At 69.6% G+C, this 14684-nt stretch carries 10 protein-coding genes and 2 rRNA genes (1 of these 12 cut by a window edge); 5 read left to right on the forward strand and 7 right to left on the reverse strand.

The features are described 5' to 3' along the window. The 4 genes from CP973_RS12680 to CP973_RS12695 form a co-directional block, all read left to right on the forward strand. Positions 1-1697: ribosomal RNA gene (locus tag CP973_RS12680) — 23S ribosomal RNA — on the forward strand; it begins 1425 nt to the left of the window's first position. 121 nt (positions 1698-1818) lie between these two features. Beyond that, a 5S ribosomal RNA gene (gene rrf / locus CP973_RS12685) occupies positions 1819-1935 on the forward strand. 184 nt (positions 1936-2119) lie between these two features. Further along, entirely contained in the window at positions 2120-3358 is a 1239-nt protein-coding gene (locus tag CP973_RS39975) for a hypothetical protein (RefSeq protein ID WP_167538321.1), read from the forward strand. After that, the gene (locus CP973_RS12695) at positions 3340-4224 is read left to right on the forward strand and encodes a tetratricopeptide repeat protein (protein ID WP_244409427.1); all 885 of its coding nucleotides are present in this window, start codon (positions 3340-3342) and stop codon (positions 4222-4224) included. Before CP973_RS39975 ends, CP973_RS12695 begins: the two co-directional genes overlap by 19 nt. 95 nt (positions 4225-4319) lie before the next feature. Here CP973_RS12695 and CP973_RS12700 read toward each other — a convergent pair whose 3' ends face one another. From CP973_RS12700 to CP973_RS12720, 5 genes are all read right to left on the reverse strand, one after another. Next, positions 4320-6143: an IucA/IucC family protein gene (locus tag CP973_RS12700; protein ID WP_150240263.1), complete on the reverse strand. Its 1824-nt coding sequence runs from the start codon at positions 6141-6143 to the stop codon at positions 4320-4322. Next, positions 6137-6709, reverse strand: coding sequence for a GNAT family N-acetyltransferase (locus CP973_RS12705; protein WP_150240265.1), 573 nt, complete (start codon positions 6707-6709; stop codon positions 6137-6139). The genes CP973_RS12700 and CP973_RS12705 overlap by 7 nt, the downstream gene beginning before the upstream one ends. Then, positions 6706-8028, reverse strand: coding sequence for a lysine N(6)-hydroxylase/L-ornithine N(5)-oxygenase family protein (locus CP973_RS12710; RefSeq protein WP_150240266.1), 1323 nt, complete (start codon positions 8026-8028; stop codon positions 6706-6708). The genes CP973_RS12705 and CP973_RS12710 overlap by 4 nt, the downstream gene beginning before the upstream one ends. Positions 8029-8113: 85 nt before the next feature. Next, a complete protein-coding gene (locus CP973_RS12715) occupies positions 8114-9715 on the reverse strand; it encodes a pyridoxal phosphate-dependent decarboxylase family protein (protein ID WP_244409428.1) in 1602 nt (533 codons plus the stop codon). A 227-nt stretch (positions 9716-9942) separates the two neighbouring features. Beyond that, on the reverse strand, positions 9943-11202 hold the full coding sequence (locus CP973_RS12720) for a DUF1015 family protein (RefSeq protein WP_150240268.1): 1260 nt from the start codon (positions 11200-11202) through the stop codon (positions 9943-9945). Positions 11203-11343: 141 nt separating this feature from the next. Here CP973_RS12720 and CP973_RS12725 point away from each other — a divergent pair, with 141 nt between their 5' ends. Next, on the forward strand, positions 11344-12378 hold the full coding sequence (locus tag CP973_RS12725) for an HAD-IIA family hydrolase (RefSeq protein ID WP_150240270.1): 1035 nt from the start codon (positions 11344-11346) through the stop codon (positions 12376-12378). Positions 12379-12501: 123 nt separating this feature from the next. Here the strand turns inward: CP973_RS12725 and CP973_RS12730 are convergent, their stop codons facing one another. Beyond that, positions 12502-13392: a siderophore-interacting protein gene (locus tag CP973_RS12730; protein WP_150240272.1), complete on the reverse strand. Its 891-nt coding sequence runs from the start codon at positions 13390-13392 to the stop codon at positions 12502-12504. A 94-nt stretch (positions 13393-13486) separates the two neighbouring features. Next, positions 13487-14509, reverse strand: coding sequence for an ABC transporter substrate-binding protein (locus CP973_RS12735; protein ID WP_150240274.1), 1023 nt, complete (start codon positions 14507-14509; stop codon positions 13487-13489). Positions 14510-14684: the final 175 nt, after the last annotated feature.

Below are 14684 nucleotides of genomic sequence, written 5' to 3' on the forward strand. Positions count from 1 at the left end.
TTCCTGGGTCAAGCTGATCTGCCCAGGGTAAGTCGGGACCTAAGGCGAGGCCGACAGGCGTAGTCGATGGACAACCGGTTGATATTCCGGTACCCGCTTTGAAGCGCCAAACATCGAATCCATTAATGCTAAGGCCGTGAAGCCGCCCTGGAGTCTTCGGACAAAGGGGAGTGGTGGAGCCGCTGACCCAAGGTGGTAGTAGGTGAGTGATGGGGTGACGCAGGAAGGTAGTCCAGCCCGGGCGGTGGTTGTCCCGGGGTAAGGGTGTAGCCCGTCATCCAGGCAAATCCGGATGGCACTTGAGGGTGAGACCTGATGCCGAGCCGATTGTGGTGAAGTGGATGATCCTATGCTGTCGAGAAAAGCCTCTAGCGAGTTTCATGGCGGCCCGTACCCTAAACCGACTCAGGTGGTCAGGTAGAGAATACCGAGGCGTTCGGGTGAACTATGGTTAAGGAACTCGGCAAAATGCCCCCGTAACTTCGGGAGAAGGGGGGCCATTGCTGGTGATCACCCTTGCGGTGTGAGCTGGTGGTGGCCGCAGAGACCAGCGAGAAGCGACTGTTTACTAAAAACACAGGTCCGTGCGAAGCCGTAAGGCGATGTATACGGACTGACGCCTGCCCGGTGCTGGAACGTTAAGGGGACCGGTTAGCTCCATTTCGGTGGGGCGAAGCTGAGAACTTAAGCGCCAGTAAACGGCGGTGGTAACTATAACCATCCTAAGGTAGCGAAATTCCTTGTCGGGTAAGTTCCGACCTGCACGAATGGCGTAACGACTTCTCGACTGTCTCAACCATAGGCCCGGTGAAATTGCACTACGAGTAAAGATGCTCGTTTCGCGCAGCAGGACGGAAAGACCCCGGGACCTTTACTATAGCTTGATATTGGTGTTTGGTTCGGCTTGTGTAGGATAGGTGGGAGACTGTGAAGCGGCCACGCCAGTGGTTGTGGAGTCGTTGTTGAAATACCACTCTGGTCGTGCTGGATGTCTAACCTGGGTCCGTGATCCGGATCAGGGACAGTGTCTGGTGGGTAGTTTAACTGGGGCGGTTGCCTCCTAAAGGGTAACGGAGGCGCCCAAAGGTTCCCTCAGCCTGGTTGGCAATCAGGTGTTGAGTGTAAGTGCACAAGGGAGCTTGACTGTGAGACTGACGGGTCGAGCAGGTACGAAAGTAGGGACTAGTGATCCGGCGGTGGCTTGTGGAAGCGCCGTCGCTCAACGGATAAAAGGTACCCCGGGGATAACAGGCTGATCTTCCCCAAGAGTCCATATCGACGGGATGGTTTGGCACCTCGATGTCGGCTCGTCGCATCCTGGGGCTGGAGTCGGTCCCAAGGGTTGGGCTGTTCGCCCATTAAAGCGGTACGCGAGCTGGGTTTAGAACGTCGTGAGACAGTTCGGTCCCTATCCGCTGTGCGCGTAGGAGTCTTGAGAAGGGCTGTCCCTAGTACGAGAGGACCGGGACGGACGAACCTCTGGTGTGCCAGTTGTTCTGCCAAGGGCATGGCTGGTTGGCTACGTTCGGAAAGGATAACCGCTGAAAGCATCTAAGCGGGAAGCCTGCTTCGAGATGAGGGCTCCCTCCCACTTGATGGGGTAAGGCTCCCAGTAGACGACTGGGTTGATAGGCCAGATATGGAAGACCGGTAACGGTTGGAGTTGACTGGTACTAATAGGCCGAGGGCTTGTCCTCAGTTGCTCGCGTCCACTGTGTGGTTCCCGGGTTGCGAACAGTCGCAGCGTCGGTGAACCAAGTTCCACTGATTTATTTCATTAATTGAAAAGTGTGCTTGTTCGCTCGAACCCGATAGGGTTTCGGTGGCCATAGCGTTAGGGAAACGCCCGGTTACATTTCGAACCCGGAAGCTAAGCCTTTCAGCGCCGATGGTACTGCAGGGGGGACCCTGTGGGAGAGTAGGACGCCGCCGAACAATCTTTGGAGGACCCTTGGTCCCAGCGTTCACGCTGGGACCAAGGGTCCTTTTTGTTTTGCCGAAGCGCGCCGAAGTGGTCGGTGCGCGAGAATGTTTGCAGTACCGAAGACAGGAGTCACGTCGATGTCCCCCAACTCTTCCGACGATCGCTCGGAGCGCAGGCCTCAGCGGCGCGACGGCGGTGACCGAGGCGGCTTTCGACGTGACGACCGTGGTCCGCGCCGGGACGACCGTGGCGGCCGGCCCTTCGGTGGTGGATACGGTGGCGGGCGCCGTGACGAGCGCCGCGACGAGCGCCGCGACGACCGCGACCGTGGTGGCTTCCGCCGGGATGATGACCGTGGCCCGCGCCGCGATGACCGTCGCGACGACCGCGGCGGCTTCCGCCGCGACGACCGCGCACCCCGCCGTGACGACCGCCGCGATGACCGGGGCGGCTTCCCCCGTGACGAGCGTGCTCCGCGCCGCGAGGGCGACCGTGGTGGTTTCCGCCGTGACGACCGCCCCGGTTTCTCGCGTGACGACCGCGCACCCCGTGGCCCGCGCCGCGACGACGACCGCGGTGGTTTCCGCCGTGACGACCGCGACCGCGGCGGCTTCCGCCGGGACGACGACCGGGGCGGTTTCCGTCGGGACGACCGCCGTGACGACCGTCCGCGCGGCCCGCGCCGCGACGACGACCGAGGCAGCTTCCGCCGTGATGACGACCGTGGCCCGCGCCGCGATGACCGTCGCGACGACCGCGGCGGCTTCCGCCGGGACGACCGTGGCCCCCGTCGCGACGACGACCGCGGCGGTTTCCGGCGTGACAACGACCGCGGTGGCTTCCGTCGCGATGACGACCGGGGCGGGTTCCGTCGCGACGACCGCGCTCCCCGCCGTGACGACCGCCGCGATGACCGGGGCGGCTTCCGCCGTGACGACGACCGTGGCCCGCGCCGTGACGACCGTGGTGGCTTCCGTCGGGATGACCGTCGCGATGACCGCCGTGACGACCGTCCGCGCGGCCCGCGCCGCGACGACGACCGCGGTGGTTTCCCGCGCGACGAGCGCGCTCCGCGCCGCGAGGGCGACCGTGGCCCCCGCCGCGACGACGACCGCGGCGGCTACCGGCGCGACGACCGTGGCCCGCGCCGCGATGACCGTCGCGACGACCGCGGCGGCTTCCGCCGGGACGACCGCGGCCCCCGTCGCGACGACGCCCGTGGTGGCTTCCGCCGTGACGACGACCGTGGCGGACGCCGTCCGTACGGTGCCGGTCGCGGCCGTGACGACCGCGGTGACCGCGGAGACCGCGGCGGCTTCCGGCGCGACGACCGGCGGGACGACCGCCGTGACCGGGAGCCGATCAAGCGGCTGCCGATCCCGGAGGACGTCACCGGTGAGGAGATCGACAAGGACGTGCGGCAGGAGCTGCTGAGCCTGCCGAAGACGCTCGCCGACGATGTCGCCCGGAACCTGGTCATGGTGGCGAAGCTGCTGGACGAGGACCCGGAGCAGGCGTACGGCTACTCGCGGGTGGCGCTGCGGCTGGCGTCGCGCGTCCCCTCCGTACGCGAGGCGGCCGGCTTCGCCGCGTACGCCGTCGGGAAGTACGGCGAGGCGCTGGCCGAGTTCCGTGCGGCGCGGCGGATGACCGGCAGCGTGGAGCTGTGGCCCGTGATGGCCGACTGCGAGCGCGGTCTCGGCCGGCCCGAGAAGGCCCTGGCCATGGCCGGTGAGCCCGAGGTGCAGAAGCTGGACCGCGCTGGCCAGGTCGAGATGCGGCTGGTCGCGGCCGGTGCCCGCCGGGACATGGGCCAGACGGACGCGGCCGTGGTGACCTTGCAGAGCCCCGAGCTGGCGTCGAACTCCGTACAGCCGTGGACGGCCCGGCTGCGCTACGCGTACGCCGACGCGCTGCTGGAGGTCGGCCGCGAGGACGAGGCGCGCGAGTGGTTCGCCAAGGCGCTGGAGGCCGACCAGGGCGGCACCACGAACGCCTCGGACCGGCTCGCCGAGCTGGACGGCGTGGAGTTCACGGACGTACTGGAAGGCGCGGGCGAGGACGAGGACGCGGATGAGGATCTGGGTGAGGACACGGAGGTGAACGAGGGCGGCGAGCGTAAGGACGAGACCGTACTCGACGCGCCGGCCGCACCTGCCGCTCCCGCCGACGCGCCGGCCGCCCCCGCCGAAGCTCCGGCCGAACCCGTCGCCCCCGCCGACGCGCCGCGCGAAGGCACCCCGAACGAAGGCACCCCGAACGAAGGCACCCCGCGCGACGACCGCCCCGAACAGAGCTGACGCGAGAAATCTGAACAGGGCTGACGCCACATACATATAGCTGAAGGGCGGGACCCCACCGGGGTCCCGCCCTTCACTCGTTCATGCTCAGCAGGTCACGCCTCCCCGCCTCCCGCGTACCGCGCGATCGGGTTCTCCAGCGTGCCGATCAGCTGGAGGGCGCCCGCCGGGTCCTGGAGGTCCACCATCTCCTTGTTGTTCCGCAGCTGGAGACGGTTCAGGCAGGAGAGCGCGAACTCGTCGGCGAACATGTCGTACTGCCGGAACTTGTCCGCGAGCTGCGGGTTGGCTTCCTGGTACGCGTGCACGCAGTCGGCGACGGTGCGCCAGAAGGTGTCCTCGTCCAGTACCCCGTTCGTGACCAGGATGCCGTTGAGGAAGCGGAAGAAGCAGTCGAAGACGTCCGTGAAGAGGGAGAGGAGCTTCTTGTCCTCGGGGACGTCGGCGCGGATGCGCTCGACGGCCGGCGGCAGCACCGCGTCCGGGTCCATCACCGCGATCTCCTCGGCGATGTCCTTGAAGATCGCGCGCTGTACGGTGCCGTCCTCGATGACCAGGATGACGTTCTCGCCGTGGGGCATGAAGACCAGGTCGTAGGCGTAGAACGCGTGCAGGACGGGCGTGAGGTAGGCGTCGACGTAGCGGCGCAGCCAGTCCGCCGGTTCGAGGCCGGACTCCTCGATGAGGGCCGCCGCCAGCGAACCGCCCTCGGGGTCGGTGTGCAGCAGCGACGCCATCGTGGCCACCCGCTGGCCCGGCTCCAGGGTGGGCACCGGGCTTTCGCGCCACAGGGCGGCGAGCATCTTCAGGTACGGGGAGCCCTTGGCGGTGGCGGCCTCGTACTGGCGGTGGTGGTAGCCGATGGCGGCGCGCTCGCGGATGATCGAGAAGCGGGCGGCCCGGAAGGTCTCGTCGCGTTCGATCAGGCCCGCCAGCCAGTCGTTGATGGCCGGGGTGGCCTCCATGTAGGCGGCGGACAGACCGCGCATGAAGCCCATGTTGAGGACCGACAGCGCCGTTTTGACGTAGTGCTTCGTCGGGTCGCTGGTGTTGAAGAAGGTACGGATCGACTGCTGCGCCAGGTAGGCGTCGTCGCCGGGGCCCAGGCAGACCAGGTGCTGCTGGGCGACCTCGGCGGCGAAGGTGACGGAGAGCTTGTTCCACCACTGCCACGGGTGGACGGGGATGAGACGGTAGTCGGCCAGGTCCAGGCCGAGGTCGCGCAGGGTGGTGGCGAACCGGTCCAGGGTCGGGCCGCCCAGCTCCGCCTCGATCAGCCGGTCGTAGTCCAGGCCCTCGCCCGCGGTGAACGTGGCGCGGTCGCGGCGCGCGGCCAGCCAGATCAGGCGCACGGGGTTCGCGGCCTCGGGGGCGTAGGAGTGGTATTCGTGTACGCCGAAGCCGAGGCGGCCGTTGTTGGCGACGAAGCAGGGGTGGCCCTCGGACATGCCGGTCTCGATGGTCTGGAAGTCGGCCTTCGCCAGTTCGGCGGCGGCCGCGGGCCCGGCGGCCAGTTTGTACGCCGTACCGGAGAGGGTGGAGCTGATCTCCTCCAGGTACACCGGGAGGATGTCGTCGCTGAGCGCGAGCGTGCGGCGCAGTTCGATGAAGAAGTCCAGCGCGTCGAGGGGGACCTCGGCGCCGTCGCGGTGGCGGGTGATGGCGTCGGCGTCGATGTGCCAGTGGTCCAGGCTCAGCCGGCGGGCGGTGAAACGGTACTCCACGCGGTCGTCGTCGCTGCGTACGACGTAGTGGCCGTCCTCGGGCAGGCGCTGTGGCGTCAGCAGGCGCTCGTGCGCGAACTCGGCGAGGGCCTTGCGCACCAGGAGGCGGTTGGCGCGCGCCCACAGCTCGGGGGTGAGGTGGCGGACGGCGTCGCGCGCCGCGGCGCCGGAGGTGTCCGCGGTGGGGTTCAGCATGGGTTTTCTCCTCGGGCGGCCAGGAACTGGCCGCGGGTGCAGGTGCTCAGGTACGCCTCGCCCTTGGGCAGCGTGACGGTACGGACGATCTCGAAGCCGACGGCCTTGTTGAGGGCGTGCACCGCCGTGTTGCCGACGGCCGGCTCGACGACGACGCGCTGGTTGCCCGGCTCGGCGAACAGCATGTCCATCACGGTGGTGATCACGGCGAGGGTGAAGCCGTGCACCGGGGCGTCGGTCGGCGCGGTCAGGAAGTGCATGCCGACGTCGCCGGGCGCCGCCTCGTGGACCTCGGTGACCTCGCGGTGCGCCGGGTCGTAGCGCTCCATCAGGAAGGCCGGTTCGCCGTTGTGCAGGCCGATGAAGGCGTCGTGGTACGGGTCGGCGTCGATGCGCGCGAACTCCTTCTCCACGGCCGCGAGGTCCGCGTCCTGCATCATCCAGTAGACGGCCTTGGGGTGGGTGACCCAGCCGTGCAGCAGCTCCGCGTCGCCGGCCGGGTCGACCGGGCGCAGCGCGAACTCGCCGAGCGAGGCGTGGGTGCGGGTGAAGACGGTCGCGGTCATACGGGGGAGACCTCCACGGGGTGGTGCGGTCCGGCCGGGGCGGCGAACTCCTGGAAGGCGATGGACTTCTCGACCGGGTAGTACTCGCGGCCGAGCAGCTCGCGGATGATGCAGGAGTTGCGGTACGCGGCCATGCCCAGGTCCGGGGTGACGAAGCCGTGGGTGTGCAGTTCGGCGTTCTGGACGAAGATCTCGCGGCCGGCGGTGTCGATGCTGTAGTTGCGGTTCACCGCGTAGCGGCCGGCGTCGTCCCAGGCGATGCGGCCGGTGAGCGGAGCGAGGAACTCCGGTGTGGCGTAGCGGTATCCGGTGGCCAGCACCAGGCCCTGCGTGGCGAGCGTGAAGTCCTGGCCCTGTTCCTCCTGGCGCAGCTGGAGGGTGTACGTGCCGGAGGCAGCGTCGTAACCGGCGCCGTGGAGGGCGGTGTTGGTCAGCAGCCGGGTCGGGCAGGGGCCGTGCAGGTTCTTCTGGTAGAGCAGGTCGAAGATCTCGTTGATCAGCTCGGAGTCGATGCCCTTGTAGAGGTTCTTGTGCGAGGCGTTGAGCCGGTCGCGGGTGGCGGCGGGCAGCGCGTGGAAGTAGTCCACGTACTCCGGAGAGGTCATCTCCAGGGTGAGCTTGGTGTATTCGAGGGGGAAGAACCGGGGGGAGCGGGTGGCCCAGGTCAGGTGGTAGCCATGGCTGTCGATGTCCTGGAGGAGGTCGTGGTAGATCTCCGCCGCGCTCTGGCCGCTGCCGACGATGGTGATGGAGTCCTTGGCCTGGAGGGCGGCCTTGTTCTCCAGGTAGTCGGCGTTGTGCAGGAAGTCGCCGCCCAGGCCCTGGCAGGCCTCGGGGATGTGCGGCGGGGTGCCGGTGCCGAGGACGAGCTTGCGGGCGCGGTAGGTCTTCTTCTCGCCGGTGGGCAGGTGGTCGGCGTGGACGACGTAGACCTGCTCGGCCTCGTCGTACTCGACGGTGGTGACCCGGTGGCCGAAGCGGAGGGTGTCGAGCTTGGCGGCGGCCCAGCGGCAGTAGTCGTTGTACTCGGCGCGCAGCGGGTAGAAGCTCTCGCGGATGTAGAAGGAGTACATCCGGCCCGATTCCTTCAGGTAGTTCAGGAAGGAGAAGGGCGAGGTGGGATCGGCGAGGGTGACCAGGTCGGCCATGAACGGCACCTGGAGGGTGCTGGTCTCCAGCATCATGCCGGGGTGCCAGTCGAAGGACGGCTTGTCGTCCAGGAACAGGCCGTCCAACTCGGCGATCGGCTCGGTCAGACAGGCGAGGCCGAGGTTGAAGGGCCCGAGGCCGATGGCCAGGAAATCGTGAGGGGCGGACACGTGGGGTCTCCGTTTGCGGGTGTCGGTCGGCCGAGGGACGGTCGGCCCGTCGGGGCGGGGCCGCGGGGCCGGTCGGCGGGGACGGTCAGCTCGCGGCGCTGAGGGCCGGTTCGGGGCGTGCGGCGAGGTACGCGCCGGCGTGCTCGGCGATCAGGTCGAGGACCGTGGCGATGTCGGCCAGCGTGGTCTCGGGGTTGAGCAGGGTGAATTTCAGGTAGTGGCGGCCGTCCACGACGGTGCCCGCGACGATGGCGTCGCCGGAGGCGAACAGCGCTTCCCTGGCGTGCAGGTTGACCTCGTCGCTCAGCACCGGGTCCCGGTCGTCGGCGTACGGCAGGTAGCGGAAGACCAGGGTGCTCAGCTGCGGCTCGACCACGACCTCGAAGCGCGGGTCGTCGTTCAGGAGCTTCCAGGCGTCGGCGGCGCGGTCCACGACCTCGTCGAAGAGCTCGCCGATGGCGTCGGCACCCATGGTGCGCAGCGTCAGCCACAGTTTGAGCGCGTCGAAGCGGCGGGTGGTCTGGATCGATTTGTCGACCTGGTTGGGGATGCGCCGCTCGGCCATCCGCGCCGGGTTGAGGTAGTCCGCGTGGTACGTGACGTGCCGCAGGGTGGCGTGGTCGCGGACGAGCACGGCGCTGGAGCTGACCGGCTGGAAGAAGGACTTGTGGTAGTCCACCGTCACCGAGTCGGCGCGCTCGATGCCGTCCAGGAGGGCGCGGCGGCGGGAGACCAGCAGGCCGCAGCCGTACGCGGCGTCCACGTGCAGCCAGGTGCCGTACTGCGTGCACAGGTCGGCGATCTCGGGCAGCGGGTCGATGCTGCCGAAGTCGGTGGTGCCCGCGGTGGCGACGACCGCCATCGGGATCAGGCCCTCGTCCGCGCAGCGCGCCAGCTCGTCGGCGAGCGCGTCGGTCCGCATCCGCTTGTCCGCGTCGCAGGGCACCGCGATCACGGCTTCCGCGCCGAGGCCGAGCAGGGTGGCCGCCTTCTCGATGCTGAAGTGGCCGACCTGGGAGGCGAGGATCCGCAGGCGGGGCAGGATGTCGGTACGGCGTACCGGAGCCGTGGCGTCCTGGGGCGCCGCACCCGGAATGCTCTCGCCCGGGTCGTTCTCGCGGGCGAGGGCCGTGCGGCACGCCTCGTCGCGGGCCAGCAGCATGGCCTGGAGGTTGGACTGCGTGCCGCCGCTGGTGAAGATGCCGTCGGCGCGCTCGCCGAGGCCGATGCGGCGGGCGGTCCAGTCGATCAGGCGGCGCTCGATGAGGGTGCCGCCGGCGCTCTGGTCCCAGGTGTCCAGCGAGGAGTTGACCGCGGACAGCACCGCCTCGCCGACCAGGGCCGGGATGACGACCGGGCAGTTGAGGTGGGCGAGGTAGCGCGGGTGGTGGAAGTAGACGGCGTCGCGGAGGTAGACCTCTTCGAGCTCGTCCAGCGCGGCGGCGGGGTCGTGCAGCGGCTGTTCGAGGTCGATACCGGCCACGGTGGGGGTCAGGCCGTCGACGGTGACGCCGGTGAAGGGGCGTTCGGTACGGGATATTTTGTCGGCTATGCGGTCGACGCCGTCGGCGACGGAGCGGCGGTAGCGCTCGGCGGTGCCGTTGTTGAGCAGCTGGGACCGGCTGTCCTGGGTCCCGGTTTCTGCGGCGGGTGACGGGTCCTCGGCGGAGCGCGCGAGGGGGCTCATGAACGTGTCCTCCCTGATGCGGACTTGCTCACGTGGGGGGATGCGCATGGAACGCCCGCGCCTGGGCAGGAGACCCGTCGGCGCAGGGGGAACGGCTCCATCCGCTTACGTGATGTGAGGTAAGCCTAACCTAACTTGTGTGGCGGCTGGGCAGGGGGTGCCGAGGCGCCGGCGCGGGACACACGCGCCGGGCCGTCATCGGGCATCAGTGGCCGTAAGGCCGGAAATCAGGCCTCTTCGTCCAGGACGCGCAGCACCAGACCGGTGGCCGGCTTGGGGCCGAACGACGTCGACTTGCGCGGCATCGTCACGCCCTTCAGCGCGAGTTGACGCACCGTTTGCTCCAGGACCGGGCGCAGCAGGACGGCCGTGCCGCCGTGCTTCGCCGCCTGCTCGACGGCGTCCCCGGCACGGTGCAGATAGCTGATCTCGGACGGGTGGTCGCGCACCCGCCACACCTCGTCCAGCAGGACCGAGTGCAGCACGGTGGCGTCCAGCTCGCGCCACGCCTCGGGACGGTCGCGGCGGATCGTACGGTCGAGCAGGTCCGCGTCGGGCCGGTCCAGCAGGCAGAACCGCTCCGGACCCGAGGCCAGCAGGAAGGCACTGCCGGGCGTCCGCTCCAGTTCCGCCAGCGCCGAATCGAGCGGGCCTTCCACCGGCCGGGCGCGGAACGCGCCGCCCAGCCCGGCCAGCGCGTCGTCCAGCGGCAGGTTCGGCAGGACGCGGTGGATGGCCCGTACCTGGAGCGGGTGGCGGGCGGAGTCCACGAGGAGCACCAGACCGCTGGCCCAGGGGCTGGCCGCGCCGTTGCCGGGGTGCTCCTCGTGCAGCCGCTGATAGGTGGCCCAGCGGTGGTGCCCGTCGGCGATCAGGGCGTGCCGCAGGGCCAGGTCCTCGTTGACGGCGGCCAGCTCACCGGGGTCGGTCACCGCCCACAGCCGGTGGGAGAAGCCGTCCTCGGTGGTGGTGGCGAGCAGCGGGGTGGTCAGGACGGTACGTTCGATGACGCCGGTGGCGCCGTTGCCGGTGCCCTGGCCGACGTAGGAGAGCAGCAGTGGCTCGAAGTTGGCGGCGGCCTCGCGCATCAGGGCGGCGCGGTCCTCGACGACCTCGGGGATCACGTCCTCGTGCGGCAGGACCGGTCCGCCCAGTTCGAGCGCGCCGATCAGCCCGCGCTGGAGGAGGCCGCCCTTGCTCTGCTCGTACACGTAGAGCGCGGGCCGGTCGTCCGTGGCCAGGACGCCCTGGGCGCGCCAGCGGCGCAGCGTCTCGGCGGCCTGGAGGTGCCGGGTGGCGGGGTCGGGTGCCTGCGGGAGGATGAGCCGCACGATGTTGTAGGGGTCGGCGGTTTCCAGGTGGCGCACGCCGTCCGGCCGCACGACGACGTCGTACGGCGGCGAGGTGACGGCCGTGAGGCTGCTGACGCGGTCCGTGGCGTAGCGCAGTCCGCGGAAAGGGTGGAGGCGAAGGCCGTCGGTGGTCATTGGGGAATGCTATGCCGCCTTTCCGAGTGCGGGATGATCGGGGGGAAACCCTTGTCCTGCTGGATATATCGGTACGCGGGCTTCCGCTTCGCGTACCGCTGATACCACTTCTGTACCTGTGTGAATAGGGAGCGAAACGGCATGAGCGAGCGGGTGCTGCGCGAGCGGCCCGGACGGTGCGACCGGGCACTGCGCGAGGCGTACGACACGGCGCTGCTGGACCTGGACGGAGTCGTGTACGCCGGCGGCTTGCCGATCGAGCACGCCGTCGCGTCGCTCACCACGGCCCGCGACGCCGGGATGCATCTGGCGTATGTGACCAACAACGCGTCCCGGACGCCGGACGCGGTCGCCGATCAGCTCACCGGGTTCGGGCTGCCGACCGCGCCGACCGACGTGATCACCTCGGCGCAGGCGGTCGCCCGGCTGATCGCCGCACAGGTTCCGGAGGGCGCGCGGGTACTGGCGATCGGCGGCGAGGGGCTGCGGGTGGCGCTGCGCGAGCGCGGCCTGGAGCCGGTGGAGTCCGCGGACGACGGCCCAGCGGCCGTGGTGCAGGGATTCGACCCGAAGCTGAACTGGGAACGGCTGGCGGAGGCCGCCTACGCCGTCCAGCGCGGTGTGCCCTGGTTCGCCTCCAACACCGACCTGACCATCCCCAAGGAGCGCGGGATCGCGCCGGGGAACGGGGCGCTGGTGGAGGTCGTACGGACCGCCACCGGTGGCGGCAGGCCCCAGGTGGCGGGCAAGCCGGAGACGCCGATGCACCGGGAGACGGTGCTGCGCACCGGTGCGCGGCGGCCGCTGGTGGTGGGCGACCGGCTGGACACGGACATCGAGGGTGCCTACAACGGCGGCGTGGACTCGCTGCTGGTGCTGACCGGCGTGACGACCGCCGCCGAGCTGCTGGCCGCGCCGCCGCAGCACCGTCCGACGTACGTGGACGCGGACCTGCGCGGTGTCCTCGCCCCGCAGCCGGAGGTTTCCGGGGACGTGGACGGCGGCTTCCGGTGCGGCGGCTGGACGGCGTCCGTACGTGACGGCGTACTGGAGCTGGACGGGGAGGGCGCCGCGCTGGACGGTCTGCGGGCGCTGTGCGCGGCCGCCTGGACTGCGGCGGGCGAGGGCAGCTGCGGCGCGGACGCGGGCAAGGCGCTGGCGCGGCTCGGGATGTAGGCAGAGCTTCCGAGAAGACGGGAAGGGCCCCGCTCGGTGACGAGCGGGGCCCTTCCCCGGGTGCGGGTACGGACCGTCGTACACGCACGGTATGGGGGAGACCGGGGCCGGTCCCGGACCGGTTCAGTCCTCGTCGGTGGCGGCCGCCGTGCCCGCCACGTACTCCGCGAGCAGGTCCTCCTCGCTGGCGCCACGCCGCCAGTAGCCGGTGAACTTCACGGCCCGGCGGTCGAAGCCACGCTCCCGTACGAGGTGGCGGCGCAGCGCCTTCACGTTGCCCGCCTCGCCCGCGATCCAGGCGTACGGGGTGCCCTCGGGCAGTTCGGCGGCGCGGACCGCTTCGAGGAGGGCGTCCGATCCGTCCGCGGGCCGCTCGTCGGCCGCGAGCCAGGTGATGTCGGCGTCCGCGAACGTGGGCAGGGCCTGGCGGTCGGCCGCGTGGGCGACGGACAGGAAGACCTTGGCCTGGGTGCCGGGGGAGAGCCAGGCCAGGATCCCGGCCACCGCGGGCAGCGCCGTCTCGTCGCCGGTCAGCAGGATCCAGTCGGTGCCGGGCGGCGGGCGGAAGTCGACACCGCCGTTGTCCTCGACGGCCGGCCCGAGGACCGAGACGCGGTCGCCGGGCCGGGCGGCCGCCGCCCAGCGCGAGGCCGGGCCGCCGGCCGCGCCGCCCGGGGCGTCCGCGCCGTGCAGCGCGAAGTCCACGTCGATCTCGGCGGATTCGTGGCGCTGCTCGCGGATCGTGTACGAGCGCATCAGCGGCCGCTCGGCGGGGTCCTGGGCGCGCCAGGCCGGGTACCAGTTCTCGCTCTGGTCGGCGAAGACCGGCTCGGTCTGGTGGGCCTGCGGGAGGAACAGTTTGAACCGCTGGTCACGGCCGCCGGAGACCAGCTCGCCGAGCCGTTCGCCGCCGAAGGTGATCCGGACCATGGAGGGCCCGAGCCGGCGGGCGCGCACGACGTGCACGTCGAAGAAGCGGAACGGGGTGGTGGCGGGTGCGGCGGTCGTGGTCATGCGGAGGAACCTCCCGGAACCGTGACTCGGTGACTGCGGTGGGGGCGGGGAGCTCGGCCGGGCCGGCCGGTGCGGCGGCCGGCCCGGCGTCGCGTCAGGCGACCTTCTTGGCGTTCTTGATGGCCTTGGTGAGCTCCTCGATCAGCGGGGCGGCGCCCGCGTAGGAGAAGCGCGGCTCGCTGGACCAGCCGGTGACCTGGCCGGCCTTGACGGCGGGCAGCTTGTTCCAGGCGGGCTTGGCGGCGAGGTCCTTGGGCTGGAGGGCGGAGGTGCGGTTGTCCAGCATCAGCACGTCGGCCGGGTACTTGTCGGCGTTCTCCCAGCTCAGGTTCTCGAAGTAGCCGCCCTTGTCCAGGTTGTCCGGCACGATGATGTCCACGCCCAGGGACTTGTAGTACATGATGTCCGAGTTGATGCCCGGGTTGGAGGCGTAGAAGAGGTCGGCGCTGCCGGAGCAGGCGAGCACCCGCACCGGGTTGGACTTGGCGGCCTCGCGCAGCTCGGCCGAGGCCTTCTCGAAGCGGGCCTTGGCGTCGGTGACCTTCTTGGCCTTCAGGTCGGCGCCGAGGGACTGCGCCAGTTCGGCGTACCGCTCGATGATCTTCACCAGCGGGACCCGGGCCGAGGTGATGGCCACCTGCTCGGCCAGCTTGGTGATCTTGTCCTTGCTCTGTTCCGGCACGAACCACAGGGCGCCCGGCTCGTACATGTTGGTGATCAGCAGATCGGGATTGAGGGCCGCGTACTTCTCGACCGCGAACTGGTTGTACGCGTTGCCGATGATGGTGACCCGGTCCACGTCGATGTCCCCGGCCTGCGGGTCCGGCTTGCCGTCCTTGAGCTTGGTCGGGCCGAAGACGCCGACGACCTGCTTGTCGATGCCGAAGTCGTGCAGGGCGGCGGCGGTGCCGGTGAAGGCGACGATGCGCTGCGGCGTGTGGTCGAGGGAGACCTTCTTCTTGCGGTCGTCGGTGAAGGACCAGGCGCCGCCCTTGACGTCCCCCTTCGACCCCGATTCCTTGCCGCCGCAGGCGGCCAGCAGGGCGCCGATGCCGACGGCGCCACCGGCGGCGAGGACGCCGCGGCGGGTGAGGGATACGCTTCGGGAGGTGCTCATGGCTGCTGTGCTTCTCTCTGGGCTGGGCCTCGGCACGGCCGGCAAGGCTTGACGGGACTTCAGCCGGTCGTTCACGGTCTTCAGTACGGTTTCGGCCGGACATCAGGACGTACCGCAAAGGACCGGTAAAAGGCCCGGCGGAACGACTTGATGTCTGATCGTGAGGGTAGGCTAA

The organism is Streptomyces albofaciens JCM 4342, from assembly GCF_008634025.1.
Lineage (GTDB): Bacteria > Actinomycetota > Actinomycetes > Streptomycetales > Streptomycetaceae > Streptomyces > Streptomyces albofaciens.

Coding starts and splice junctions, on each gene's coding strand:
- CP973_RS12705 (WP_150240265.1), bottom strand. CDS start 6,709: ATGACCGCGACCGTCTTCACCCGCACCCACGCCTCGCTCGGCGAGTTC.
- CP973_RS12725 (WP_150240270.1), top strand. CDS start 11,344: ATGAGCGAGCGGGTGCTGCGCGAGCGGCCCGGACGGTGCGACCGGGCA.
- CP973_RS12735 (WP_150240274.1), bottom strand. CDS start 14,509: ATGAGCACCTCCCGAAGCGTATCCCTCACCCGCCGCGGCGTCCTCGCC.
- CP973_RS12715 (WP_244409428.1), bottom strand. CDS start 9,715: ATGAGCCCCCTCGCGCGCTCCGCCGAGGACCCGTCACCCGCCGCAGAA.
- CP973_RS12700 (WP_150240263.1), bottom strand. CDS start 6,143: ATGCTGAACCCCACCGCGGACACCTCCGGCGCCGCGGCGCGCGACGCC.
- CP973_RS12720 (WP_150240268.1), bottom strand. CDS start 11,202: ATGACCACCGACGGCCTTCGCCTCCACCCTTTCCGCGGACTGCGCTAC.
- CP973_RS12730 (WP_150240272.1), bottom strand. CDS start 13,392: ATGACCACGACCGCCGCACCCGCCACCACCCCGTTCCGCTTCTTCGAC.